General features: G+C 38.1%; 24 protein-coding genes. 16 read left to right on the top strand and 8 right to left on the bottom strand.

Annotation, left to right across the window (positions count from 1 at the left end):
• Nucleotides 1-10: 10 nt before the first annotated feature.
• From A9501_RS05905 to miaB, 11 genes are all read left to right on the top strand, one after another.
• Nucleotides 11-1,666 (top strand): putative transporter, encoded by a 1,656-nt coding sequence (locus A9501_RS05905; RefSeq protein ID WP_065265276.1) that lies wholly within the window; start codon nt 11-13, stop codon nt 1,664-1,666.
• A 125-nt stretch (nt 1,667-1,791) separates the two neighbouring features.
• Nucleotides 1,792-2,100, top strand: a complete 309-nt coding sequence (rsfS, locus tag A9501_RS05900) for a ribosome silencing factor (RefSeq protein WP_005628770.1) — start codon at nt 1,792-1,794, stop codon at nt 2,098-2,100.
• Between the two features lie 52 nt (nt 2,101-2,152).
• Nucleotides 2,153-2,620, top strand: coding sequence for a 23S rRNA (pseudouridine(1915)-N(3))-methyltransferase RlmH (gene rlmH / locus A9501_RS05895; RefSeq protein WP_005649848.1), 468 nt, complete (start codon nt 2,153-2,155; stop codon nt 2,618-2,620).
• A 21-nt stretch (nt 2,621-2,641) separates the two neighbouring features.
• Nucleotides 2,642-4,597: a penicillin-binding protein 2 gene (mrdA, locus tag A9501_RS05890; RefSeq protein ID WP_065265275.1), complete on the top strand. Its 1,956-nt coding sequence runs from the start codon at nt 2,642-2,644 to the stop codon at nt 4,595-4,597.
• Complete coding sequence (gene rodA / locus A9501_RS05885; protein ID WP_065265274.1) at nt 4,587-5,702, top strand: rod shape-determining protein RodA; 1,116 nt, start codon at nt 4,587-4,589, stop codon at nt 5,700-5,702. Before mrdA ends, rodA begins: the two co-directional genes overlap by 11 nt.
• A gap of 51 nt (nt 5,703-5,753) precedes the next feature.
• A complete protein-coding gene (locus A9501_RS05880; RefSeq protein ID WP_065265273.1) occupies nt 5,754-6,611 on the top strand; it encodes a septal ring lytic transglycosylase RlpA family protein in 858 nt (285 codons plus the stop codon).
• A gap of 19 nt (nt 6,612-6,630) precedes the next feature.
• On the top strand, nt 6,631-7,812 hold the full coding sequence (locus A9501_RS05875) for a D-alanyl-D-alanine carboxypeptidase family protein (RefSeq protein WP_065265272.1): 1,182 nt from the start codon (nt 6,631-6,633) through the stop codon (nt 7,810-7,812).
• A gap of 103 nt (nt 7,813-7,915) precedes the next feature.
• Nucleotides 7,916-8,194, top strand: a complete 279-nt coding sequence (ybeD, locus tag A9501_RS05870) for a DUF493 family protein YbeD (RefSeq protein WP_005646399.1) — start codon at nt 7,916-7,918, stop codon at nt 8,192-8,194.
• 1 nt (nt 8,195) lies between these two features.
• Nucleotides 8,196-8,834 carry a lipoyl(octanoyl) transferase LipB gene (gene lipB / locus A9501_RS05865; RefSeq protein ID WP_065265271.1) on the top strand — a complete coding sequence of 213 codons (639 nt, stop codon included), beginning with the start codon at nt 8,196-8,198 and terminating at the stop codon, nt 8,832-8,834.
• Nucleotides 8,835-8,885: 51 nt separating this feature from the next.
• Nucleotides 8,886-9,848: a lipoyl synthase gene (gene lipA, locus A9501_RS05860; RefSeq protein WP_005628755.1), complete on the top strand. Its 963-nt coding sequence runs from the start codon at nt 8,886-8,888 to the stop codon at nt 9,846-9,848.
• Nucleotides 9,849-10,017: 169 nt separating this feature from the next.
• Complete coding sequence (gene miaB, locus A9501_RS05855) at nt 10,018-11,442, top strand: tRNA (N6-isopentenyl adenosine(37)-C2)-methylthiotransferase MiaB (RefSeq protein WP_005630294.1); 1,425 nt, start codon at nt 10,018-10,020, stop codon at nt 11,440-11,442.
• A 77-nt stretch (nt 11,443-11,519) separates the two neighbouring features.
• Here the strand turns inward: miaB and A9501_RS05850 are convergent, their stop codons facing one another.
• The 4 genes from A9501_RS05850 to udk are packed head-to-tail and all read right to left on the bottom strand — an operon-like array spanning nt 11,520 to nt 15,126.
• Entirely contained in the window at nt 11,520-12,701 is a 1,182-nt protein-coding gene (locus A9501_RS05850; protein WP_065265270.1) for a sugar transporter, read from the bottom strand.
• The gene (locus A9501_RS05845) at nt 12,701-13,888 is read right to left on the bottom strand and encodes a hypothetical protein (RefSeq protein WP_065265269.1); all 1,188 of its coding nucleotides are present in this window, start codon (nt 13,886-13,888) and stop codon (nt 12,701-12,703) included. The genes A9501_RS05850 and A9501_RS05845 overlap by 1 nt, the downstream gene beginning before the upstream one ends.
• A 3-nt stretch (nt 13,889-13,891) precedes the next feature.
• Nucleotides 13,892-14,479 (bottom strand): dCTP deaminase, encoded by a 588-nt coding sequence (gene dcd, locus A9501_RS05840; protein ID WP_065245872.1) that lies wholly within the window; start codon nt 14,477-14,479, stop codon nt 13,892-13,894.
• Between the two features lie 8 nt (nt 14,480-14,487).
• A complete protein-coding gene (gene udk, locus A9501_RS05835; protein WP_005637481.1) occupies nt 14,488-15,126 on the bottom strand; it encodes a uridine kinase in 639 nt (212 codons plus the stop codon).
• 166 nt (nt 15,127-15,292) lie between these two features.
• On the opposite strand from udk, the gene A9501_RS05830 reads away from it, so the two are divergent.
• From A9501_RS05830 to fbpC, 4 genes are all read left to right on the top strand, one after another.
• Complete coding sequence (locus A9501_RS05830; protein WP_005634063.1) at nt 15,293-16,333, top strand: ABC transporter substrate-binding protein; 1,041 nt, start codon at nt 15,293-15,295, stop codon at nt 16,331-16,333.
• A gap of 121 nt (nt 16,334-16,454) precedes the next feature.
• The gene (locus tag A9501_RS05825) at nt 16,455-17,489 is read left to right on the top strand and encodes an ABC transporter substrate-binding protein (protein ID WP_065265268.1); all 1,035 of its coding nucleotides are present in this window, start codon (nt 16,455-16,457) and stop codon (nt 17,487-17,489) included.
• A 63-nt stretch (nt 17,490-17,552) separates the two neighbouring features.
• Nucleotides 17,553-19,610 carry an ABC transporter permease gene (locus A9501_RS05820; protein WP_065265482.1) on the top strand — a complete coding sequence of 686 codons (2,058 nt, stop codon included), beginning with the start codon at nt 17,553-17,555 and terminating at the stop codon, nt 19,608-19,610.
• Nucleotides 19,611-19,634: 24 nt separating this feature from the next.
• Nucleotides 19,635-20,684, top strand: a complete 1,050-nt coding sequence (gene fbpC, locus A9501_RS05815; protein ID WP_065265267.1) for a ferric ABC transporter ATP-binding protein — start codon at nt 19,635-19,637, stop codon at nt 20,682-20,684.
• Nucleotides 20,685-20,841: 157 nt separating this feature from the next.
• On the opposite strand, the gene nagK is transcribed toward fbpC, so the two are convergent.
• Nucleotides 20,842-21,756 (bottom strand): N-acetylglucosamine kinase, encoded by a 915-nt coding sequence (gene nagK / locus A9501_RS05810; RefSeq protein ID WP_065265266.1) that lies wholly within the window; start codon nt 21,754-21,756, stop codon nt 20,842-20,844.
• Between the two features lie 60 nt (nt 21,757-21,816).
• Complete coding sequence (locus tag A9501_RS05805) at nt 21,817-22,545, bottom strand: phosphatase PAP2 family protein (protein ID WP_065265265.1); 729 nt, start codon at nt 22,543-22,545, stop codon at nt 21,817-21,819.
• A 69-nt stretch (nt 22,546-22,614) separates the two neighbouring features.
• On the opposite strand from A9501_RS05805, the gene ribA reads away from it, so the two are divergent.
• Nucleotides 22,615-23,265: a GTP cyclohydrolase II gene (gene ribA / locus A9501_RS05800; RefSeq protein ID WP_065265264.1), complete on the top strand. Its 651-nt coding sequence runs from the start codon at nt 22,615-22,617 to the stop codon at nt 23,263-23,265.
• 320 nt (nt 23,266-23,585) lie between these two features.
• On the opposite strand, the gene A9501_RS05795 is transcribed toward ribA, so the two are convergent.
• Nucleotides 23,586-25,127: a peptide ABC transporter substrate-binding protein gene (locus A9501_RS05795; protein ID WP_065265263.1), complete on the bottom strand. Its 1,542-nt coding sequence runs from the start codon at nt 25,125-25,127 to the stop codon at nt 23,586-23,588.
• The gene (locus A9501_RS05790; protein ID WP_065265262.1) at nt 25,120-25,482 is read right to left on the bottom strand and encodes a YbaN family protein; all 363 of its coding nucleotides are present in this window, start codon (nt 25,480-25,482) and stop codon (nt 25,120-25,122) included. Before A9501_RS05790 ends, A9501_RS05795 begins: the two co-directional genes overlap by 8 nt.
• Nucleotides 25,483-25,500: the final 18 nt, after the last annotated feature.

The raw sequence follows: 25,500 nt of genomic DNA, 5'->3' as shown, positions 1-25,500 counted from the left end.
AGGGGTCAATATGAGTGATATTGCAATCACGATTAGCCTTCTTGCCCTTGTTGCCGTAATTGGTTTATGGATCGGGCATTGGAAGATCCGTGGGGTTGGGCTTGGTATCGGTGGTGTGCTGTTTGGCGGCATCATTGTGGCTCATTTCACTAATCAATATGGCTTGCAATTAGATGCACGTACGTTGCATTTTGTGCAGGAATTTGGCTTGATCCTGTTCGTTTATACGATTGGGATTCAAGTTGGGCCTGGCTTTTTTGCATCTTTAAGAAAATCAGGTTTAAAACTCAATGCTTTTGCCATTTTAATCGTTGTGCTCGGTTCTGTTGCTGCTGTGATCGTGCATAAGGTTGCTGATGTTCCGTTAGATATTGCACTTGGTATTTACGCAGGGGCAGTAACTAACACGCCAGCCCTTGGTGCAGGTCAGCAAATTTTGACTGAACTTGGCGTGCAACAAACTACAGTGACAATGGGGATGTCTTATGCGATGGCTTATCCATTCGGGATTTGTGGTATTTTACTTGCAATGTGGTTAATCCGCTTATTTTTTAAAGTCAGAGTGGACGATGAAGCCGCTCGTTTTAATGCAGAGAGCGGTCAAGAAAAAGAAAGTTTGCATAGCATTTCTGTGAAAGTAACGAACCAAAATTTAGATGGTTTAACCCTGATTGAAGTGCCTGGGTTTAGTGATGAGGAAGTGGTTTGCTCTCGCCTAAAACGTGAGGACATGGAAATTGTTCCAAAGGCTAGCACAGAAATTCGTACCAATGATATTTTGCAATTAGTCGGCGATGATGTTGCGCTTTCAAAAATGCGCTTGATTATTGGTCATGAGGTAGATGCACCGACATCCTCTTATAGTGGAGAGATTCGCGCCGAACGCGTAGTGGTTACTAATGAAAAAGTCTTAGGTAAAAAGATCCGCACTTTGGGGATTCATCAAAAATATGGCGTAGTGATTTCTCGCTTGAATCGAGCGGGTATTGAATTAGTGCCAACAGCGAATACAACCTTGCAATTTGGTGACGTACTTCATATGGTAGGGCATACCGATGTGCTAAACAAAGCTATTTCCGTAATTGGCAATGCACAACAAAAATTGCTTCAAGTGCAAATGTTACCTGTGTTTATCGGTATTGGTTTAGGGGTACTCGTTGGTTCGATTCCATTCTATATTCCCGGTTTCCCTGTCGCGTTAAAATTAGGACTTGCTGGTGGGCCATTGGTGGTTGCGTTGATCTTAGCGAGAATTGGCACGATTGGTAAACTTTACTGGTTTATGCCACCTAGTGCTAACTTGGCATTGCGCGAAATAGGGATTGTTCTTTTCTTGGCTGTGGTAGGTTTAAAATCAGGCGGAAGTTTCTTTGACACCTTATTGAATGGTTCAGGCCTTGAATGGATGGGATACGGTATTTTTATCACCTTTATTCCATTAATGATTACCGGTATTTTGGCTCGTCTATATGGCAAACTGAATTACCTTACAATCTGTGGTTTACTTGCAGGTTCCATGACAGATCCTCCAGCTTTAGCATTTGCTAATGAAATTAAAGAAGATAACGGTGCAGCAGCACTTTCTTATGCCACTGTGTATCCATTGGTGATGTTCTTGCGGATAATGTCGCCGCAGTTATTAGCAGTGCTATTGTGGGTAGCATAGTCAAAATAAGTTCAATTTATACAAACAAAAGCGCGGTTAATTTCGCGCTTATTTTTTGCGTGGATTTTGCGCGAGAGGGTATTCAATGATAGAATCTCACACTTTTATTTCGAAGCGAGAACAAAATGGCGTTAGTTGAATTTTTGATGAAAACCTTAGATGGCTTAAAGGGAACAGATATTGTACATTTTGATGTACGTGGAAAATCCTCGATTACGGATAATATGATTATTTGCACGGGTACATCGAGCCGCCAAGTTTCTGCAATGGCAGATAATTTAATTACAGAATGTAAAAAAGCAGGTTTTGAAACTTTTGGTGAAGAGGGTAAAAATACTGCAGATTGGATTGTGGTGGATCTTGGTCAAGCAATCGTACATATCATGCAACGTGATGCGCGTGAAATGTATCAATTAGAGAAACTTTGGGCGTAAACTTTAGTAAAGTGCGGTGTAAAATAACCGCACTTTTAGATAAGGATGACTTGTGAAAATCACGTTAATTGCTGTTGGAACAAAAATGCCTTCTTGGGTTACAACGGGTTTTGAGGAATATCAACGCCGTTTCCCAAAAGATATGCCTTTTGAACTGATTGAAATCCCAGCGGGCAAGCGTGGAAAGAATGCTGATATTAAACGTATTTTAGAACAAGAAGGTAAAGCGATGTTAGCGGCCTGTGGAAAAGGCAAAGTTGTGACGTTAGATATTCCAGGTAAACCTTGGACCACCCCGCAGTTAGCCGAGCAACTAGAAGCGTGGAAAAATGATGGTCGTGATGTATGTTTGTTGATTGGTGGTCCAGAGGGACTTTCACCTGAATGTAAAGCTGCTGCAGAGCAAAGCTGGTCGCTTTCACCCTTGACATTACCTCACCCACTTGTTCGTGTTGTGGTGGCTGAAAGTTTGTATCGTGCGTGGTCGCTCACGACTAATCATCCTTATCACCGAGAATAGTAAATCCTCATTTTTAGTCAGATGAATTTAAAAAGATTCTTCAATACGCCAACTCATGAGCCGTTCCGCGATAAAAAAGCGGAGCGTAACCTTTTTGCACGCCGAACCTTAGTGGCTTTTTTGGGGATTTTGCTACTAACAGGGGTGTTATTCACTAATATTTATCAGCTACAGATTGTTAATTTCGATACTTACCAAACGCGTTCTAATGGTAACCGAATTAAATTATTACCTTTACCTCCAACACGTGGCTTGATCTATGATCGTTACGGCAAATTATTAGCCGAAAATCTTACTTTTTTTGGTTTATACATTGTGCCAGAAAAAACTGAAAATTTAGACCGCACTTTAGATGAATTACGCTACATTGTGGGATTGACGGATAACGATATTGAAAATTTTAAAAAGGAACGTCGCCGCGGAACGCGTTACACGCCTATTTTATTGAAACCGAATTTAACAGAAGAACAAATCGCACGTTTTGCGGTGAGTGGCTATCAATATCCGAGTTTAGATGTACGTCCTTATTTCAAACGCTATTACTTATATGGCGAGATTATGACGCATATTTTAGGTTATGTGGGAAAAATTAATGATAAAGATGTAGAGCGCCTGAAAAAAGAGGAAAAATTTGCTAATTACTCGGGAACGAGTGATATGGGAAAATTAGGTATTGAGCGTTATTATGAAGATAGTTTACATGGTGTAACGGGATTTGAAGAGGTTGAAATTAATAACCGTGGAAAGGTAATTCGTAAATTACGAGAACAACCTGCTATAGCAGGAAAAAGTATTCATCTCACCATTGATTTAGAATTACAACGCTATATTACGGAGCTTTTATCTGGGCAAAAAGGTGCAATTATTGTTCTAGATCCAAAAGATAGTGGCGTGTTAGCAATGGTCTCGACACCGAGTTATGATAATAATCTTTTTGTGGATGGCATTTCATCTGAAGATTATAAACGTTTATTAAATGATCCAGCCCGTCCATTGTATAGCCGGGCTACACAGGGGGTATATCCTCCCGCTTCTACAGTGAAACCTTTTATTTCCGTAGCCGCACAAACTGAAAATGTGATTACGCAAAATACAACCATTTTTGACCCAGGCTATTGGATTTTACCGAATACCTCAAAACGTTTTCGCGATTGGAAAAAATCAGGTCATGGATATACGGATTTAAATAAGGCGATTACAGAATCATCCGATACTTATTTTTATCAAGTTGCTCATAATATGGGGATAGACCGTCTTTCGGAATGGATGAAACGCTTTGGTTTCGGCATGCCAACAGGAATTGAAATTCAGGAAGAAGCGGCTGCCAATATGCCAAGTCGTGAATGGAAACAAAAACGATATAAACGTCCTTGGGTATTGGGTGATACGATTTCAGTTGGTATTGGGCAAGGTTATTGGACTGCTACGCCGTTACAAGTAGCAAAAGCAACAGCAATATTAGTAAATAACGGTAAAGTAAATACACCACATTTAATGAAAGCTATTGAAGGTGCGGAATTATCACCTTATAAAGATCCATTGATTTATCCTGATATTAGTGAGCCAAAACAAAATTATTGGGATGCAGCAAAACGTGGAATGTATAATGTTGTTAATTCTGCTGCAGGCACTGGACGAAAGGCATTTGCCGGTGCTAATTATAGAGTTGCGGGTAAGTCTGGTACGGCACAAGTTTTTAGTCTCAAAGAAAATGAAAAATACAATGCGGCTGGATTGAAAAAAGAATTGCACGATCACGCATGGTTTACCGCATATGCACCTTATGAAAACCCTAGATTGGTTGTGACAGTTATTTTAGAGAATGCGGGTGGTGGTTCAAGTAATGCCGCACCGTTAGCGCGTAAAGTGATGGATTACTATTTAAATCAGCGTTTACCACAAGTTGAAAAATATAATGCAAATATTCAGCAAAAAGAAGATTTACCACAAGAGGGCGAGCAGATAAATGGAAGATAAAATCCCTTTCTGGTTGCGCGCATGGCAACGTTTGCATATTGATTTTTGGCTTTTTATTGGCTTAGTTGCAATAACAGCCTATGGCATGCTTGTGCTTTATAGCGCTACTGGTGCGAGTGAAACCATGTTCCAAAACCGTATTATACAGGTGATGCTTGGATTTATGGTCATGCTGATTATCGCGCAATTTCCACCTAAGTTTTATCAACGTATTGCGCCATATTTATATCTAATTGGATTTGCAATGTTAGTTTTAGTGGATGCGATTGGTACGACAAGTAAAGGAGCTCAACGTTGGCTCGATCTTGGTTTTATTCGTTTCCAACCCTCTGAAATTGTGAAGCTTGCAGTGCCTTTAATGGTTGCCGTTTATTTAGGAAATCGTCCGATTCCTCCTAAATTAAGTGAAACATTTATAGCGATAGCGATGATTATGGTACCAACATTGTTGGTCGCGATTCAACCTGATCTGGGGACTTCAATATTAGTGAGCGCCTCAGGTTTATTTGTAGTATTTTTAGCTGGGATGAGTTGGTGGATAATTTTAGCTGCAGTTGTTGGATTGGCGGGATTTATACCAATTATGTGGCTTTATTTGATGCATGATTATCAACGAACGCGAGTTCTGACATTGCTTGATCCAGAAAAAGATCCCTTAGGAGCAGGCTATCATATTTTACAATCAAAAATTGCGATTGGTTCAGGAGGGCTTTGGGGAAAAGGCTGGATGCAAGGAACGCAATCTCAACTTGAGTTTCTACCAGAGCCTCATACCGATTTTATTTTTGCGGTAATGGGTGAAGAACATGGGATGATCGGTTTCCTCATTTTAATGGTAATCTATATGTTTATTATAGTGAGAGGTTTAATGATTGCTGTAAATGCGCAAACTTCTTTTGGTCGTATTTTAGCGGGCGCAACGACGCTAATTTTCTTTGTATATGTGTTTGTGAATATTGGAATGGTAAGTGGTATTTTGCCTGTGGTAGGTGTCCCCTTGCCATTATTTAGTTATGGCGGGACGTCATATGTCGCGATTATGGCAAGTTTTGGATTGCTTATGTCAATTCACACACATAAGAGCAAATTTATGAAAGGGAACTAATTTCATTTTTGCTTTTCTTATATAAATATGAAATAAAAGAATGAGAGACGTATGAAATTAAAAATGTTATTAAATTTAACCGCACTTGCATTTTTTGTATTAGTGACGACTTTCCCATCACAAGCGGATCCTCAGAAAATGTATGGTATTCAAGGCGATAAATTATCTATTGCGACGACTGTTCCCGCTCCCAATACGTATTCTGTGAAAGGAAAAATATATACAACAAAAGATGCTGATGAAGCAAAAAATTACAGTAAAGAGGGCTTAGCCAGTTATTATCATTTAAAGTTTAACGGAAACAAAACTGCAAGCGGAGATATTTATAATTCATCTCTATTTACTGCAGCACATAAAACGCTTCCAATCAATTCTTATGCCTTGGTGACGAATTTACATAATAATCGAAAAGTGATTGTACGTATTAATGATCGAGGACCTTTTAGTGATAAACGTTTAATTGATCTTTCTCATGCGGCGGCTAAGGAATTAGGGTTAATTGCTCAAGGAACAGGACAAGTAAGAATTGAGGCTTTACATGTAGCGAAAAATGGACAATTGTCAGGGGCTGCAACCAAAACTTTAGCAATGCATGCTAAAACAAAAGAGGCTGCAGAACGTTTGAGATTAAATAAAAATATATTAGTCAGCCAGACAGCCGCAAAAAATATCTCTGAAAAAGATAGTTATAGATTAAAAATGCTTGAGCTAACTTCACGTAGTCAGGCTGATAAGTTGATCACACAATTATCTTTGGAAAATGTGAAAACTGAAGTCAATCGTGCTGGAAGTAAGTATGAAATTCATATTGGACCTTTTGATAATAAGGAACAACTGACTCAGGTTAGAAGCCAATTACAAAAAATGGTGAGCAATAAGCCATTAATTGTTTATACATATAAAAACTAAGTTATTGTAGGAATGCATTATGTTAACGAAAACAACAAGAATTTTAATTTTATCAGGATTAGTGGCAAGTGTAACTTTTTCTGCTTCTGCAGAAGATATCCAATATGGCATAACACCACCACAGATTACAGCGCAAACTTATGTATTGATGGATTATAATTCAGGTGCGATTCTAACCGCACTTAATCCGGATCAGCGTCAATATCCTGCATCATTAACAAAAATGATGACAAGTTATGTGGTAGGGAGCGCTTTAAAACAGGGTAAAATTCACAATACCGATATGGTAACTATTGGTCAGAGTGCGTGGGGGCGTAATTTCCCTGACTCATCAAAAATGTTTTTAGATTTAAATACACAAGTATCTGTAGCAGATTTGAATCGTGGTGTGATTGTTGTATCCGGTAATGATGCAACAGTGGCATTGGCTGAACATATTTCTGGCAATGTACCGAACTTTGTAGAAACAATGAACAAATATGTTCAACAATTTGGTTTGAAAAATACAAATTTCACTACGCCGCATGGTTTAGACGATCCTAATCAATATTCTTCTGCTCGTGATATGGCGCTTATTGGAGCACATATTATTCGTGATTTACCTGAAGAATATAAAATTTACTCAGAAAAAGATTTTACATTTAATAAAATCAAACAACCTAACCGTAATGGCCTATTATGGGATAAAACCATCAATGTTGATGGAATGAAAACAGGCCATACTAGCCAAGCAGGATATAACTTAGTTGCCTCAGCGACTACACCAAACAATATGCGTTTAATTTCTGTAGTAATGGGTGTTCCAACTTACAAAGGTCGTGAAGTAGAAAGTAAAAAACTTTTACAATGGGGCTTTGCTAATTTCGAAACATTTAAAACTTTAGAGGCAGGCAAAGAAGTTTCAGAACAACCTGTTTATTATGGTAATAAAGGTAGTGTGAAATTAGGAACCTTACAAGATAGTTTTATCACTGTTCCGAAAGGTAAACAAAATGAGCTTAAAGCTCGATATGAGTTAGAAAGTAAAAACTTACAAGCGCCTTTAGCAAAAGGACAAGTCGTTGGTAAAGTCATTTATCAATTAGAAGGTAAAGATATTGCAGCGGTAAACTTACAAGTGATGGATGAAGTGGGCGAAGCTAGTATTTTCGGAAAAGCTTGGGATTGGCTCGTGCTCACTGTAAAAGGCTTATTTGCATAAAATATGCCAGAAACTTACCGCACTTTTTTCATTTTTAACTGAGGCATTCGTAATGTGTGGGTAGTGTACCATCCACACATCATTTTTATTATTGGGAAATGATATGACAACAGAAAACGATTACGCAAAACTTAAAGAATTAATGGAATTTCCAGCAAAAATGACATTTAAAGTTGCTGGAATTAATCGCGAGGGGTTAGCGCAAGATCTAATTCAGGTCGTCCAAAAATATGTTAAAGGCGATTATATTCCTAAGGAAAAACGGAGTAGTAAAGGTACCTATAATTCGGTTTCAATCGACATTATTGCTGAAAACTTTGAGCAGGTAGAAACACTTTATAAAGAACTTGCTAAAGTTGAAGGCGTAAAAATGGTTATCTAGCATGAATAATTCCCTTATCGTTCGTCAGTTAGGGTTGCAAGATTATCAAGAAATTTGGCATAAAATGCAGAATTTTACAGATAGCCGCACCGTGGAAACGCAAGACGAAATTTGGTTGGTGCAACATCCCCCTGTATTTACTCAAGGGCAAGCAGGTAAACCTGAACATCTTTTACAACGTAGTGAAATACCTGTGGTGCAGTCCGATCGTGGTGGGCAGATAACCTATCATGCACCCGGTCAGCAAGTGATGTATGTGCTCATTGATATTAGGCGTCATGAGAATTTAAATGTACGTCAATTAGTTACCGCACTTGAACAAACGGTGGTAAAAACTTTAGCTGAATATAGCATTGAAAGTTATCCAAAACCTGATGCACCAGGCGTGTATGTGGATGGAAAAAAGATTTGTTCTCTTGGACTGCGTATTCGTCGTGGTTGCTCTTTTCACGGGTTAGCATTGAATATCAATATGGATCTGAATCCATTTCATTATATTAATCCATGCGGCTATGCTGGTCTTGAAATGTGTCAATTGGCAGATTTTGTTAATCAGGATGAAGCTAATTGCGATAAGGTTTCACCAAAATTAATTAAACACTTTGCTGAGCTTTTAGGCTATAATGTAACAAATTTGTAATATTTAATGATCAAAAATGCCCGGTTTGGGCATTTTTATTTAGGAACGCTTATGTCAACGCCTTTCAAAATGGAACGCGGTGTAAAATATCGCGATGCGGCAAAAACGTCGATTATTCCAGTTAAAAATATTGATCCAAACCAAGAGCTATTAAAAAAGCCAGAATGGATGAAAATTAAACTTCCAGCAAATTCACTTAAAATTGAAAGCATCAAAAATGGAATGCGTCGTCATGGTTTACATTCCGTGTGTGAAGAAGCATCTTGTCCAAATTTACACGAATGTTTTAATCATGGAACAGCAACTTTTATGATTTTAGGCGCAATTTGCACGCGCCGTTGTCCGTTCTGTGATGTTGCGCATGGGAAACCATTACCGCCAGATCCTGAAGAGCCACAAAAATTAGCTGAAACTATCCAAGATATGAAACTTAAATATGTGGTGATTACATCGGTGGATCGCGATGATTTGCCTGATCGTGGTGCAGGTCATTTTGCAGAATGTGTAAAAGCGGTGCGCGAACTTAATCCTAACATTAAGATTGAAATTTTAGTGCCTGATTTCCGTGGTCGCATTACACAGGCATTGGAAAAATTAAAAGATAATCCGCCAGATGTCTTTAACCATAATTTAGAAAACGTCCCGCGCCTATATAAAGAGATTCGTCCTGGAGCAGATTACGAATGGTCACTTAAATTATTGCGTGAATTTAAAGAAATGTTCCCGAATATCCCAACTAAATCTGGTTTAATGGTGGGATTAGGAGAAACCAACGAGGAAATTTTACAAGTCATGCAAGATTTACGTGATAACGGTGTGACAATGCTCACGTTGGGGCAATATCTTCAACCTAGCCGCCATCATTTGCCAGTGGCCCGTTATGTACCGCCAGCTGAATTTGATGAATTCCGTGAAAAAGCCAATGAAATGGGCTTTGAACATGCGGCTTGTGGGCCATTTGTTCGCTCTTCTTATCATGCTGATTTACAAGCCAGTGGCGGATTGGTGAAGTAATTAAAAATTGCGCTGAATTAAACCGCACTTTTGGCATGTCACAAAAGTGCGGTTTATTTTTGATATTTTTTTCACCGAATATTTACTAGCCAGAATTATTGCAAGCCTGTAAAATAGCCGACCGTTTTATTCGACTAATTATTTATAACACCTGACGATATTGTAGAAAATGACTCAAAAATTACATATTAAAACTTGGGGCTGCCAGATGAATGAATACGATTCATCTAAAATGGCAGATCTTTTATTAAGTACTCATGGATTAGAACTTACCGAAATTCCTGAAGAAGCAGACGTATTATTATTGAATACCTGCTCTATTCGTGAAAAAGCACAAGAAAAAGTGTTCCACCAACTTGGTCGTTGGAAAGAATTAAAGAAAAATAATCCAAATTTAGTGATTGGCGTAGGCGGCTGTGTGGCTTCTCAAGAAGGTGAACATATTCGTCATCGTGCGCCTTATGTAGATATTATTTTTGGTCCGCAAACTTTGCACCGCCTGCCTGAAATGATTAATCAAATTCGTGGTGGTAAGAGTTCTGTTGTAGATGTAAGTTTCCCTGAAATTGAGAAATTTGACCGCTTACCTGAACCTCGCGCAGAAGGTCCAACGGCATTTGTTTCGATTATGGAAGGCTGTAATAAATACTGTACTTTCTGTGTTGTACCTTATACACGCGGTGAAGAAGTCAGCCGTCCTGTGGATGATGTCTTATTTGAAATTGCGCAGCTTGCGGATCAAGGTGTGCGTGAGGTTAACCTACTTGGACAAAACGTGAATGCTTATCGTGGTCCGACACATGATGGTCAAATTTGTAGCTTTGCTGAGTTGCTTCGTCTTGTAGCGTCTATCGATGGTATTGACCGTTTACGTTTTACAACCAGTCATCCAATAGAATTTACAGATGATATTATTGATGTATATCGTGATACGCCTGAATTGGTGAGTTTCTTACATCTTCCAGTCCAAGCTGGTTCTGATCGTGTATTAACAATGATGAAACGTGGTCATACAGCATTAGAATATAAATCTATTATTCGTAAACTTCGTGCTGTACGTCCTGATATTCAAATCAGCTCTGACTTTATTGTTGGTTTCCCTGGTGAAACTGCGGAAGATTTTGAGCAAACTATGAATTTGATTGCACAAGTGAACTTTGATATGAGTTTCAGTTTTGTGTACTCAGCCCGACCAGGTACGCCAGCTGCAGATATGCCAGATGATGTAACAGAAGATGAAAAGAAACAGCGCCTTTATGTGTTACAAGAGCGTATTAATCAACAAGCTGCACAGTTTAGCCGTCGCATGCTTGGCACAGAACAACGTGTGCTGGTTGAAGGGCCATCGAAGAAAGACATCATGGAATTAACGGGACGTACTGAAACGAATCGTATTGTCAATTTCCAAGGTTCTCCAGAAATGATTGGAAAATTTGTGGACGTGAAAATCACTGATGTTTATACCAATTCTCTACGTGGAGAAGTGGTGCGTACTGAAGATGAAATGGGGTTACGTATTGCACAGTCTCCACAAGAAGTGATGAATCGTACACGTAAAGAAGATGAATTAGGTGTAGGGCGTTATCACGGCTAATTGAAATCTTGAAATATTTAACCGCACTTTGAGAAATTAAAGTGCGGTTATTTTTTGTTGAATATTCAGGGCTTCAATTATTTAGAGAGAAATGTATGACGATATTTTAAATGTGATCCAATAAAAAGAATAAGGCTACATAATCCTAACATTGCGCCAATATAGCCAATTTTGTCTAGCCCTATATGGGTTGCCACAAGATTTCCAAATAATGCCCCAGTACCGATACCTGCATTATAAATACCAGAGTAAATAGCCGTAGCCACATCTGTTGCATCAGGTGCAAGTCTTAATACGCGTATTTGTAAAGCAAGACCAATACAACCAACACCAATTCCCCAAAGAAAAGAAAGAGCAAGCATTGTGATGATATATTCTGTTGAAAGGAGTAATAGTAAGAGAGAAAGGCTTTGCAAAGCCATTGCGACAACAACAAATTTAGTAGGGCCAAAACGGTGTAATCGATTGAATAAAAGGCTAGCTAAAATGCCAGATATACCAAAAATAAGAAGTACAAAAGTTGCAAAATTTGGATCCAAATGGCCTATTTCAATCATAAAAGGCTCAATATAAGTATAAGCCGTAAAATGTGCGGCAACAATCAGCATTGTGGCGATATAAAGCCCAATGAGTAACGGACGCTTAGCAAGTATTGGTAAGCTTGCAATAGAACCTGCGTTTTTACTTGGTAGTTTTGGTAAGAGTTGAATTATTAGTAGCATAACGAAGAATGCTAAAAGCGCAATAATTCCGAAAGTAACACGCCAGCCTACGAGTTGTCCTATAATTCTTCCAATAGGCAACCCTAAAATTGTTGCAAGGGATGTTCCTATAGCAAGCATTCCTAGCGCTTGTGTCTTTTTATCTTTCGGTGCGATTCGCATCACAAGCGAAGCCGTAATAGACCAGAAGACAGAATGGGCAATAGCAATACAAACCCGAGCAATAAGTAGAATCCAGAAATTCCATGCTATAACAGATAAAATATGCCCTATGATGAAAATAATAAAGAGCTTGGTAAGTAAATTTTTCCGCTCCATTTCACCTGTTAGAAGCATTGCTGGAAGAGATACAATAAGTACTGTCCAGGCATATACTGTCATCATTAGTCCTGTATCGGCAGTTTGCATATCAAAACTGGTTGCTATATCACTTAACATTGCAACAGGGACGAATTCAGTTGTATTAAAAATAAACCCTGCGAATGCCATTAATAGGACTCGCCATGATTGAATTTTTCTTATATTTAGTGGTGACATTAATGTAGCTTCTCTTTTATGATGTCTATGAGTTGATGACGAAATTCTCTTGTAAAATTAAATTTATATTGAGGTGAATAACAATCCCCAAAGAATCGGATTGGTAAGATAAGATTTTGATAATTTTTATTTGTAGAACGTATTGTAAGATTTATATCACATTGCATTTGATTTAATGAGACAACACCAGTACCACTTCCCAAAAGTGTGGGGGTTTTTAATTCAAATTTTTCAGCATTTAATTGATCTTTTAACAGTGAGAGTTGTATTTGAAATTGTTCATACGGCGTATTTAATTCTTTATTCGCTAATAAATCATTGCTGTAATTAATCGGGAAATATTGTGAGACAATATCTAATAAATTTACACCGATAATTTCGCCATTTTTTGCCTGAAAATTGAATTTTCCTTGTGTTATTTCAGAATTCTTAAAACCTAAATTGATTTTAAAATCAGTGTAACCACTCAAGGATTCAGGAAAGCTCAATAAGCTAAGCAATGGCTTGACAGGAAACTCCTTACCAGAAAAATTGATCATGCTTTGATCACCCACACTCTGATAATTAACTATAGCTAAACAATTATTATCACATTGTGGTTTGATATAGGTAACAAGCCGTTTTAATGGCTTGTTAAAATCACCATGAGCTTCAATATAACCAAGTGATTGATTATTTAATTTGGCATTGACAAACTGAATGAGCGATGATTTTTCATTAGAGAGGTCAATATTAGCTTTAGTAAAAGTAAAATCAAAGGTTTTATTTTTCCCATAAAATGGTTTTTCTAACTTAATAGATATTTGATTATTACCATTTAAAATTATTTTTTTTGCCAATAATTGCGTTAAAGAAAGCGCTGAAAAATGCATTTTTATATCGGCTAGATTTTGTGCTTTATTGCCTAATTTGAGCTGTTTAAGTTGAAGTGAGGAAAGGTTAATATTACCGTAAAAAAGTGGCAAAAGGTTGAATTGACTTTCAATCTTTTGCACAGAAAATTGTTCAGACTGAACTTTCTCGAGAGAAAGTGCGGGTGGAAATAGAGATAGATTGACTGATTGAACCGCAATATTTTGTTGTGCTAGTTGTGCAGAGATGGAACTTTGTGCTCGATAAAGCTGGATATACAAAAAAGAAAAGATCGTCAAAGCGACGATCCCTACGCCAAGCGCGAACTTTTTCATCGATTATTCCTTGTCTTCGTCAATACGACTCGCAACCGCACTTTGTTGATTTTTATATTTTGCATCTTTGCGGCTACTGTATGGTCGTTTCGCTTCGCCACTTAATATTTCAAAGCTTAATGCACCAATCACCATATTTGGGCGTAATGCTAATGGTAATTTCCCTGAATTATAAAATTCCAACACGATTTTTCCTTCCCAACCTGGATCAATACGGTGTGCCGTGACGTGTACCATTAAGCCTAAACGCGCTAAAGAAGAGCGACCATCTAACCAACCGATAATATTGGCGGGTAATTTCACGGATTCAAGTGTGGTTGCTAACGCTAAAGTACCTGGATGTAGGAAAAATGCTTCTCCGTCTGGAATAATAATCTCATCGCTCATTACAGATTCAAGCTGGGCGGATACTTCTTCTTTCGGGCCGCTTAAATCAATGAAAGGCGCGGAATGCTCACGAAATACGCGGAAAGAATTACCCAAGCGAACATCAATTGTCGCGCCGTTGATTTTGTCATTATTTGGACGAGGCGTTAAAGAAATAATGCCATCATCGAGATAGCGTTCAATATCAGTATCGCAAAGACGCATAAGATTTCCTATTTTTGATTCAATAAATGAAGGATTTGAGCTTTTAACATATTGATTGCAATACGGTTTTTACCACCGCGAGGAATGACAATATCCGCATATTGTTTAGAAGGCTCAATAAATTGTAAGAACATTGGGCGCACGGTTGCACGATATTGATCAATAACCGATTGTAGGGAGCGACCACGTTCTTCCATATCGCGTTGTAAACGACGAATAAAACAAATGTCTAATGGTGTGTCCACGAATACGGAAATATCCGCAAGTTGACGAACGCGTTCATCAGTAAGCAGTAAAATCCCTTCTAAAATCACAATACGTTTTGGTGTAAATGTTGTGGTTTCACCTGTACGAGTATGCTCAACATAGCTATAAACAGGCACATCAACCGTTTTGCCTGATTTTAAATCTTTTAAATGTTGAATGAGCAAATCGCGATCCATTGAGCTCGGATGGTCGTAATTTGTTTTTATGCGTTCGCTCATTTCTAAATGGCTTTGATCTTTGTAATAACTGTCTTCGGCAATAATTCCAATTTCCTGGCAGCCTAATTCATTACAGAGTTCTTTGTGAACGGTAGAGGCGATAGAACTTTTTCCTGATGCGGATGCGCCAGTGATGGCGATGATGATACAAGAATCTGACATAATTGTGTTTTGATGTAAGGGAAATTTCGGCAATTATAAGTAAAAGTGCGGTGAATTTCACGTTTATTTTTTTCTGATAATTTCTAAAACTGTGAACTTCATCACGGTATTATTTTGGGGTTTAACGTAAGATTTTGATGTTTTTATCCAATAAGGAGTATTTATTATGAAGTTCAACAAGATTTCTCTTTCTGTTTCTGCCACACTTTTAGCGGCTGGCTTAGCAATTTCTGGTTCGGCTAGTGCAAAGGGTAGATTGGTAGTGTATTGTAGTGCAACGAATGCGCTATGCGAAGCAACAACGAAGGCGTTTGGCGAAAAATATGATGTGAAAACATCCTTTATTCGTAATGGTTCAGGCAGTACTTTTGCCAAAGTTGAAGCTGAAAAAAATAACCCTCAAGCGGATGTTTGGTTCGGTGGTACTTTTGACCCTCAAGCTCAAGCTGCAGAATTAGGCTTAATTGAGCCTTATAAATCCAAACACATTGATGAAATCGTAGAACGTTTCCGTGATCCAGCGAAAACGAAAGGTCACTATGTTTCCTCAATTTATATGGGGATCTTAGGTTTTGGTGTGAATACTGAACGTTTGGCTAAATTAGGCATTAAAGAAGTGCCGAAATGTTGGAAAGACCTAACAGATCCACGCTTAAAAGGCGAAGTTCAAATTGCAGACCCTCAAAGTGCGGGGACAGCTTACACAGCATTGGCAACTTTTGTCCAATTATGGGGTGAAAAAGAGGCGTTTGAATACTTAAAAGCCTTGCATCCTAACGTTTCTCAATATACCAAATCGGGTATTACGCCATCACGTAACTCTGCGCGTGGCGAAGCGACAATTGGGGTAGGTTTCTTACATGATTATGCATTAGAAAAACGCAACGGTGCACCGTTAGAATTAGTCGTGCCTTGTGAAGGAACTGGTTATGAGTTAGGTGGCGTGAGTATTTTAAAAGGTGCGCGTAATATTGATAATGCAAAATTATTTGTCGATTGGGCTTTATCAAAAGAAGGCCAAGAATTAGCTTGGAAACAAGGGGATTCTTTACAAATCTTAACTAACACGACCGCAGAACAATCACCAACTGCATTTGATCCAAATAAACTTAAATTGATCAATTATGACTTTGAAAAATACGGTGCAACAGAACAACGTAAAGCCTTAATTGAAAAATGGGTACAAGAAGTTAAATTGGCGAAATAGCGGTGAATAAGTGCGGTAAAAAAACTGAATTTTTTGACCGCACTTTTTCGTATTTTTAATGTGATTTCGTTTTCTCTCTAAGAGATTGCAAAATTTTCATTCATAAGGGAGTTATAATCAGATGAAACTATCAAAAATCGCAGTAACCTTGTCTGGTGTGATGCTAAGTGGATTAGTGTTAAGTAATTCATCTTTTGCAAAAGGACGCTTAGTCATTTATTGCAGTGCGCAAAATACGATGTGCGAGCAAGAAGCGATGGCATTTGAGAAAAAATTTGATGTTAAAACAAGTTTTATTCGTGGTGGAACAGGTACTATTCTAGCGAAAATTGATGCTGAGAAAGATAATCCACAAGGTGATGTTTGGTATGGTGGAACGATGGATCCTCATTCTCAAGCAGGGGAAATGGGGTTATTAGAACCTTATAAATCATCCAATCTTCCTCAGATCGTAGAAAAATTCCGTGATCCAGCCAAAATGAAAGGGAATTATTCTTCGGCGATTTATTTAGGCGTGTTAGGTTTTGGCGTGAATCCAGAACGTTTGAAAAAATTGAATTTACCTATTCCAAAATGCTGGAAGGATTTAGCTAACCCAATTTACAAAAATGAAATTCAAGCCGCAGATCCACAAAGTTCTGGTACGGGTTACACTCAGCTAGCCACTTATATGCAACTTTGGGGAGAAGACGAGGCGTTTAAATTTTTAAAAGAGTTGAATAAAAACGTATCGCAATATACCAAATCTGGTAATACGGCAACACGTAATACAGCGCGAGGAGAAACGGCAATTGGCATTGGTTTCTTACATGAATATTCTTTAGAAAAAGCGAAAGGCGCGCCAGTAGAATTAGTTGTACCTTGTGAAGGTACTGGCTATGAAATTGGTGGTGTGAGTGTCATTAAAGGGGCGCGTAATTTAGATAATGCGAAACTTTTTGTTGATTGGGCGTTATCCAAAGAGGCGCAAGAATTAACTTGGCAAAAAGGTGAGGCGTATTCCATTTTAACGAACACCACTGCACAACAATCGCCTTATGCGTTAGATTTTAAATCTATTAATTTAATTAACTATGATTTTGATAAATACGGTGCGACTGATTTACGTAAACGCTTAATCACAAAATGGGTTGATGAAGTAAAATTAGCCAAATAATGATGTCACTAACGAAGTGATATGTCGCATATCGCTTCGTTTTTTTACCTTATGCGAGGTTGTATGAACGCAAAAAAACTTTCCATAATGCATTCTGCTTATTTTTGGATTATTTTATCCTTGTTAGCGTTTGCGCTTCTGCCTTCCAATGCACTTGATTACGGTTTGTTTGAAAGTACTTCAGATGAATATTTAGATGCAATGGGCTGGGCTTCTTTCAATTTAACTTGGGCTTGGTTCCTGCCTGTTATTGTGTATGGTGCTTTGCCGTTATTGAGATTGCCACAGCAAACTCAAGCAAAAACAGAGCTATTTTTGACCGCACTTTCTGTACTGTTTATGTTTATCAGTGCGACGCTGTACAAAATTAGTATGGGCTATTCTGTGATCGTGTTGCTTGTAGGATATACAGCATTGGCGACGCTTTCATTGGCCAAACTTAAAGTAATGCAAGGGGATAAGTTTATTATCGCTTCTTTACTTTGCATTATTTTGCTTATTTTCTTCTTTATCGTTTATCCAACATTGGCGATTTTCGTTTCAATGTTTTATGACGGTGATACGTTTGCGCCACAACAAGTGATGCGTATTTTAACGCAGAGCTATATTGTTCGCGTAATTACCAATTCTCTTTTCTTATCGGGCTTTGTGGGCATCGTTTCTACTGTATTTGGTTTAGCCTTTGCGCTTTATACTACGCGTATCGCTCGTAGAACGGCATTTATCGGAAAAATTTTCTCTATTTTGCCAATTGTTACGCCACCATTTGTTGTGGGATTAGGGGTAACTTTAATGCTTGGCCGTTCTGGTTATGTAACCGAATTTTTAAGTACGAATTTTGGTTTCACCAATCATAACTGGTTGTATGGTTTTAATGGGATTGCAATTGCTCAAATTCTCGCATTTGCTCCTATTTCTTTTATGATTTTAGATGGCGCATTGAAATCGGTACACCCGTCTATTGAAGAGGCCTCTTATACGTTACGAGCCAATCGCTATCAAACTTTTTATAACATCATTTTCCCATTGTTACGCCCAGCATTGGCGAACTCATTTTTAATTGTATTTATCCAATCGCTTGCAGATTTTAGTAACCCATTGGTATTGGGTGGTAGCTTTGATGTGATTGCAACACAGATTTATTTCTATATTGCGGGTTCACAATTAGATTACGCATCAGCAAGTACCTTAGGTTCAATATTATTAATTTTCTCTCTAGCGATTTTTATCATTCAATACATTTGGATTGGTAACCGCTCTTATGTCACCGTTTCAGGTAAATCTTATCGTGGTGATGTGCAAGATCTTCCAACTGGTTTGAAATATACCATCATCGGTATGCTTGGATTCTGGGTAATCTTTAATATGGCGCTTTACGGAAGTATTTTCTACGGAAGCTTCACTGTAAACTGGGGCGTAGATTACACTTTAACCTTGAAAAACTATGCCATGTTATTCGGGCAAGGATTGAGCGATGGCGCGTGGCCGTCACTGATCAATACCTTAATCTATGCAGGTATTGCCGCACCATTAACCGCATTCTTTGGATTATTAATTGCGTACATTGTTGTGCGTAAAGATTTCCAAGGTAAAAAATCCCTTGAGTTCTTAACCATGCTTTGTTTTGCCGTACCGGGTACAGTGGCTGGGGTGTCTTACATTTTAGCCTTCAACAATGCACCGCTTTATATTACGGGCACCAGCATTATCGTGATTATTTCAATGGTTATGCGTGATTTACCAATTGGTATGCGAGCAGCGATTGCAGGGTTAGGGCAGCTTGATAAATCTCTTGATGAAGCATCGCTTTCTTTAAAAGGAAGTTCGTGGAAAACCTTATGGTATATCGTCTTGCCATTATTAAAACCAGCATTGCTTTCAGCGCTTGTTACCAGCTTCGTTCGTGCAATGACGACAGTGAGCGCAATTATATTCTTAGTGACAGCAGATACTCGGGTTGCAACAGCTTATATCCTAAATCGCGTTGAAGATGGCGAATACGGTATTGCTATTGCGTACGGCTCAATCTTAATTGTTGTCATGATGGCAATTATTTTATTCTTCGACTGGATTGTAGGTGATACACGTATCTCTCGTTCTAAAGCGAAAAAAATGAATTAACTCGTTAAGTTGTAGGTAAATATTATGAGTAATAATGATTTCTTAGTATTAAAAAATATCACCAAAGCATTTGGTAAAGCAGTCGTCATTGATAATTTAGATTTAACGATCAAACGTGGCACGATGGTGACATTGTTGGGGCCGTCAGGTTGCGGCAAAACAACTGTATTGCGTTTGGTTGCGGGGTTAGAAAATCCAACATCTGGTCAAATATTTATTGATGGTGAAGATGTAACAAAATCTTCTATTCAGAATCGAGATATTTGTATCGTCTTCCAATCTTATGCACTATTCCCGCATATGAGCATTGGCGATAACGTAGGCTACGGCTTAAAAATGCAAGGCATTGGCAAAGAAGAACGTGCTCAACGTGTAAAAGAAGCTTTAGAATTGGTGGACTTAGAAGGCTTTGAAGACCGCTTTGTAGATCAAATTTCTGGCGGTCAACAACAACGTGTTGCATTGGCTCGTGCTTTGGTATTGAAACCAAAAGTCCTATTGTTTGATGAGCCATTAAGTAATTTGGATGCAAACTTACGTCGTTCAATGCGTGAAAAAATCCGTGAATTGCAACAACGTTTAGGCATTACCTCGCTTTATGTGACACACGACCAAACAGAAGCTTTTGCTGTATCTGATGAAGTTATTGTTATGCATAAAGGTAAAATTATGCAAAAAGCGCCAGCGAAAGAGCTTTATCTCCGACCAAATTCTTTGTTCTTAGCAAACTTTATGGGTGAATCCAGTATTTTCGATGGAAAATTAGAAAATAGCGTGGTGGATATTAATGGCTATAATGTATCTTTAAAAGACGCTGCACAGTTTAATTTACCCGATGGTGAATGCTTAGTAGGTATTCGTCCAGAAGCAATTTATCTTGCTGCAGAGGGCAGTGATGCACAACGTTGTGAGATTAAAAGTGCGGTTTATATGGGTAATCATTGGGAAGTTGTCGCAAATTGGGCAGGAAAAGATTTATTGGTGAATTGTAAGCCAGAAGATTTTAATGCCGATTTAAAACAAGCTTATGTAAATTTATCTGATCACGGTATTTTCTTATTGAAGAAAGAGTAGTATAGCGCATAAAAGTGCGGTGAATAATAGCCATACTTTTTTATCATCGTGCGAATTGACTAAGACGTAATATGATGAAGTACTTCAGGATATGTTAGTTGAATAACAATGCGTTCTTATATCGCCTATCCTAACAATCGGATAGGCGAGAGTAAGATTATTTTGAAAGGAATAAGGCGGCCGCACCACGTACACCACCAGAATCGCCGTGTTTCGCTTTTTTAATTGGCGGAACTTTTGCTGTCCGCATCAAGTGAGGCGGTAATGCTTTTGGTAAAGCCTCATAAAGGTAATCAAAATTAGATAATCCACCACCTAGCACAATCATATGCGGATCAAATGCCGTAATGATATTGCCAATAGAAATCGCCGCTAATTCAACAAAAAGATTCACAAAATCTACCGCACTTTCATTGCCTTGATAGAACAAATCAATAATTTCACGAGCAGATAATGTTTTGCCTTTCAAATCTCGATAAAGCATTTCAAAACCACGACCAGACAGATAATTATCCAAACAAGCTTTGTTGCCACAACCGCATTGATAAATTGGGGCTTTATCCCATCCCAATAATTTCAAGGCATGATAATTTAGTTGTAAATGACCAAGCTCTCCCGCCATTCCCACTTGACCTGAATGAACTTTACCATTTAAGACAAAGCCGCCACCAAAACCGGTCCCAAGAATTAAACCAAGTACAGTCGGATATTGCTGATTTTCCGTATCCCATGCTTCAGATAACGCAAAACAATTTGCATCATTTTCTGCCCGCACTTCACGCCCTAAACGCGCAGACAGATCGCGTAAAATTGGTTTATTATCTGCCACACGAATATTGGTAATTTCGGCTAATCCAGTTTGTTGATTTACAAAACCTGGTATGCCCAAACCTACTGTGCCCACTTCACCAAACTTTTCATCAGCACGATTGACTAAATCTACAATCGTGTTAAGCCATTCTTCATAGTCGGTTTTAGGTGTTAGCACCCGTTCAGAATATAATTTTTCTAATTTTTCATTGAATACGGCAAGCTCTATTTTTGTACCGCCAATATCTAAACCATAATACATAGTCTGCTCCTTTATAAAGAAGTGCGGTTAAAATTAGGAAAAATTTTAACCGCACTTAAATCATGATTTAGTGGCAAAAATTGCCTTTTTCTTTAAAAAAGCAAAAATAATGCTATTAATCAACCATGCCAGCAATGTCGCCACCAATAAATCTATTGGGTAATGCATGCCTAATCGCACGCGACTAATCAACATTAACAAGCCCCACACAGCAATACCTGCTACCAGTAATTTTGCTTTAAAAGAACGGTTACCCAATAATTGGGTGAAGCCAACAGCAAGCATTAGCCAAGTTGCTGCAAAAATCGTATGTCCAGAAGGGAATGAATACCCTGTTTCATTTTCATAATGATGGACTAACCAAGCTGGAGTGATAGCATCCATCGAATAAAAATTCTTAGCCATTTCTGCACGCAAAGTGCGGTCATTTTTATAAAAGTTTTCAGGTGTTGAATGAGTTTGCTCAGCTAGATAAACGGTGAACGGACGAGGCTCTTCAAACAATGCTTTTGCCCCCGTTTTTGCGGCTTGAGTGGCAATAACTGAAATCCCCATCACAATTACACCTAATATCCACTGTTTTGGATTTTTGAATAAAAACGCAAACAAAAGCGCAAATAACACACAGGTGATCAACGCATAAGGTACACTTCCTGTTTCAGTGAGTAAATAAAGCCAATAATCAGCTTCAGTTAATTGGCTATTGCCATGCCACTGATAGGAAATACCCCAGATAAAAAATGGTACAAGACAAAGTAATAACGTATATAATGACAGCCTTTTAAACATGCTCGCCCCTTGAGAATAAAAAATAACGCGCGCATTTTAGCAGAAATGATGACGAATAAGGATCACTTTATGGCAAAAATTCAGTTAGTTACGCAAGCCAATTTACCCACTGAATACGGTCTTTTCAGAATGGTGGGGTTTGAATTTCCAGATACTAAAAAAGAGCACGTAGCCTTAGTGATGGGCGATATTTCTAATGTGGATGAACCTGTATTAGCGCGCATCCATTCTGAATGTTTAACTGGTGATGCGCTCCACAGCTTAAAATGCGATTGTGGTTTCCAACTAGCGACAGCATTGAAACAAATTCAAGAAGAAGGTCGCGGTGTCTTAATTTATCATCGTGAAGAAGGCCGCGGAATTGGTTTGATTAATAAAATCCGCGCGTATTCTTTACAAGATAAAGGAATGGATACCATTGAAGCCAATCTCGCTTTAGGTTTCAAAGCAGATGAACGTAACTTTGAGGTCTGTGCCGATATGTTCGAGCAACTTGGTGTCAAAAAAGTTCGCTTGATGACCAACAACCCAGAAAAAGTAGAAACCATGAAAAAAGCAGGTATCAACGTGGTTGAACGAGTACCGCTTAATGTGGGCGAAAACCGCTACAACACAAAATATCTTGATACCAAAGCGAAAAAAATGGGGCATTACATTGTGCATAACAATGATGAGCAACATTTAATGACCTGCCCGCATTGCCAGGAAGAGATTATTTAATAAAATAATACATGTTAAAAAAGCCATACTGTTGTATTGAACAGTGTGGCTTTTTTATTTAAACTTTATGCCATGGAATAATCAAAAGATTTTTTAGCATATAGCTAAAAACGAGAAACCCCGTCTCGTATTCCAAAGATCGGGGCTTATCAGGAGTAAGTAAAATGAAAAAAACGCTCTTTTTCATTTTCTTGATTATCTGTTGTTTAGTTAGCTGTTCCGGAACAGTTATCTAAGATAATCGCTACGGGGACGATGTCGGAGTTGTCCCCAATGCCTCCAATCTTAAAGAATTCTTTCCTTGATTGCAAGCGAGATTACTAATTTTTAACCTTTCGCCATAAATCTTTACTATAAATGGTTCCCACAGAATTTACTTGCGCGCCCATTATACTTGGTGCGAGATAAACTGGTGTACTATATTGAAAAATGGGTAATACTAAATATTCTTGTTGAACTATCCCTTTTAATTTTGCGTAATTTTCTAACCGCACTTTTTCGGATGTCGTCGTCATTGCACTTTCAAATAAACGATCAAATTCTGCATTTTTATAGCCATTTTTGTTATCAGGGCTTTTGGAATAGAACAAATTTAAGAAAGCGACGGGATCATTAAAATCAGCACACCAGCCAGAACGAATTAATTGAAAATCGCCTTTTGTGCGAGCTGTTTGCAATTCTTGCCAGCTCATCCCTTGATTTTCAACTCGTAATAAATCTGATTGCGATAATTGGCGATTTAATCGCATTGCAATGGTTTGATTCAGAGAAGAATCATCATAACGAATGCGTAATTTCAACGGATGAGTTTCACTAATTTGATTTTGGGAAAGAAGCTGTTCTGCAACAACAGGCTCCCAAACAGATTCTTGTTCACCTAGCATAGATTTTGGTAAAAAAGTATTACTAGGATGAAGATGAGCAATATCGGCAACCAAATTTTTTGTGGAAACCATCGAAGTAATCGCTTTTCTTACCGCACTTTTTTGCAACATAGGATCGGCAAGATTAAACTCATAAAAGTAAGTACAAAGTTGAGGATAATCTTGGATATTTTGAACGGTTTTTTGTGGATTTAATACAATATCAAAATCAGACAAATCTGTATCTGCTACAATTTTTTGATACTTCACTTGCTGAAATATCACTTTTTCTTTCGCCCAATAATAAGGATTGGCAGTTAAAATGTGCTGATTTTCAGCCTGACTTTGTAATTGATAGGCGCCATTGCTGATAAGCATTTTAGTCGATTTTGTATAGTGAGGTAAAAGGCTGACGTGCGCCAGCATAGAAGGTAAATATGGTGATGCTTTATCTAATTCAATGCGTAAAGTGCGGTCATTTTCGGCAAATAATCCAAGCGATTTCACAGCTTGTGTTTTTTCCAATACTGCCTTCGCATTTTTCACATTCATGAAAGCCAAATAATTTTTAAGTGGGCTTTCAGATTGAGAAAGTGCTTGCCAAGATTGCACAAAATCAGATGCGGTTACGGCTTCACCATTTGACCATTTGGCATTTTCACGCAAAGTAAAAATCCACGTTTTATTATCTTTAGTTTGCCAGCTTTCTGCTACGGCAGGAACAAGATTACCTTGCACATCATAAGCCGTTAAGCCTTCAAAAAGATCGCGTAATAATTGGGTTTGTTCTTCGTTTTTTGCTTGCCAAGGTTGCAAAGTCAAATCGCCATAAACGCCACGTTTTAATTCAACACGGTTAGATTCCAATTGAGGATTTTTCGGTGCCTCAACTTGTGGCGAAACAGGCTTGGGATTATCCAATTTATCACAAGCCACCACCGTAAAAATAATGGAAAAAATAACCGCACTTCGCTGGCACAAAGTTAGAAAATTATTCATTCTCGGTTTTAACCCAAAATAAAAAGAACCAAAATTTAATGCAAATTAATACCGCAATAATACTTTTCCCCACCACGCTTGGCGTAAAGTAAAAGCCAATGAGTAGCATGGTTGTCGCAAAACTCAAAATGCAAATTTTGGTATTTTTCTTTAATGATCGATTTTCATTAAAAGACTTAAGATGTTTTTGATAAATACTTGTGCCTAAAAACCATTGTTCTAAGCGTTTTGAACCTTTTGCAAAGAAAAATAAAGTAAGTAATAAAAAAGGCGTGGTAGGTAAAATAGGAAGGAAAATTCCAATAATGCCAAGTGCAAGAGAAAGAAAACCTAAAACAATGTAAATAAACTTCATAATGTTCCTAATAAAAAG

It is taken from the genome of Haemophilus sp. CCUG 66565, assembly GCF_001679495.1.
Lineage (GTDB): Bacteria > Pseudomonadota > Gammaproteobacteria > Enterobacterales > Pasteurellaceae > Haemophilus > Haemophilus haemolyticus_K.
This window is presented reverse-complemented; position numbering and strand designations above follow the sequence as displayed.

Coding starts and splice junctions, on each gene's coding strand:
- ybeD (WP_005646399.1), top strand. CDS start 7,916: ATGACAACAGAAAACGATTACGCAAAACTTAAAGAATTAATGGAATTT.
- A9501_RS05805 (WP_065265265.1), bottom strand. CDS start 22,545: ATGTTTAAAAGGCTGTCATTATATACGTTATTACTTTGTCTTGTACCA.
- A9501_RS05905 (WP_065265276.1), top strand. CDS start 11: ATGAGTGATATTGCAATCACGATTAGCCTTCTTGCCCTTGTTGCCGTA.
- ribA (WP_065265264.1), top strand. CDS start 22,615: ATGGCAAAAATTCAGTTAGTTACGCAAGCCAATTTACCCACTGAATAC.
- A9501_RS05880 (WP_065265273.1), top strand. CDS start 5,754: ATGAAATTAAAAATGTTATTAAATTTAACCGCACTTGCATTTTTTGTA.
- A9501_RS05830 (WP_005634063.1), top strand. CDS start 15,293: ATGAAGTTCAACAAGATTTCTCTTTCTGTTTCTGCCACACTTTTAGCG.
- lipA (WP_005628755.1), top strand. CDS start 8,886: ATGTCAACGCCTTTCAAAATGGAACGCGGTGTAAAATATCGCGATGCG.
- nagK (WP_065265266.1), bottom strand. CDS start 21,756: ATGTATTATGGTTTAGATATTGGCGGTACAAAAATAGAGCTTGCCGTA.
- A9501_RS05845 (WP_065265269.1), bottom strand. CDS start 13,888: ATGAAAAAGTTCGCGCTTGGCGTAGGGATCGTCGCTTTGACGATCTTT.
- mrdA (WP_065265275.1), top strand. CDS start 2,642: ATGAATTTAAAAAGATTCTTCAATACGCCAACTCATGAGCCGTTCCGC.
- A9501_RS05790 (WP_065265262.1), bottom strand. CDS start 25,482: ATGAAGTTTATTTACATTGTTTTAGGTTTTCTTTCTCTTGCACTTGGC.
- udk (WP_005637481.1), bottom strand. CDS start 15,126: ATGTCAGATTCTTGTATCATCATCGCCATCACTGGCGCATCCGCATCA.
- miaB (WP_005630294.1), top strand. CDS start 10,018: ATGACTCAAAAATTACATATTAAAACTTGGGGCTGCCAGATGAATGAA.
- A9501_RS05795 (WP_065265263.1), bottom strand. CDS start 25,127: ATGAATAATTTTCTAACTTTGTGCCAGCGAAGTGCGGTTATTTTTTCC.
- A9501_RS05825 (WP_065265268.1), top strand. CDS start 16,455: ATGAAACTATCAAAAATCGCAGTAACCTTGTCTGGTGTGATGCTAAGT.
- rsfS (WP_005628770.1), top strand. CDS start 1,792: ATGGCGTTAGTTGAATTTTTGATGAAAACCTTAGATGGCTTAAAGGGA.
- A9501_RS05850 (WP_065265270.1), bottom strand. CDS start 12,701: ATGTCACCACTAAATATAAGAAAAATTCAATCATGGCGAGTCCTATTA.
- lipB (WP_065265271.1), top strand. CDS start 8,196: ATGAATAATTCCCTTATCGTTCGTCAGTTAGGGTTGCAAGATTATCAA.
- rodA (WP_065265274.1), top strand. CDS start 4,587: ATGGAAGATAAAATCCCTTTCTGGTTGCGCGCATGGCAACGTTTGCAT.
- A9501_RS05820 (WP_065265482.1), top strand. CDS start 17,553: ATGAACGCAAAAAAACTTTCCATAATGCATTCTGCTTATTTTTGGATT.
- A9501_RS05875 (WP_065265272.1), top strand. CDS start 6,631: ATGTTAACGAAAACAACAAGAATTTTAATTTTATCAGGATTAGTGGCA.
- dcd (WP_065245872.1), bottom strand. CDS start 14,479: ATGCGTCTTTGCGATACTGATATTGAACGCTATCTCGATGATGGCATT.
- fbpC (WP_065265267.1), top strand. CDS start 19,635: ATGAGTAATAATGATTTCTTAGTATTAAAAAATATCACCAAAGCATTT.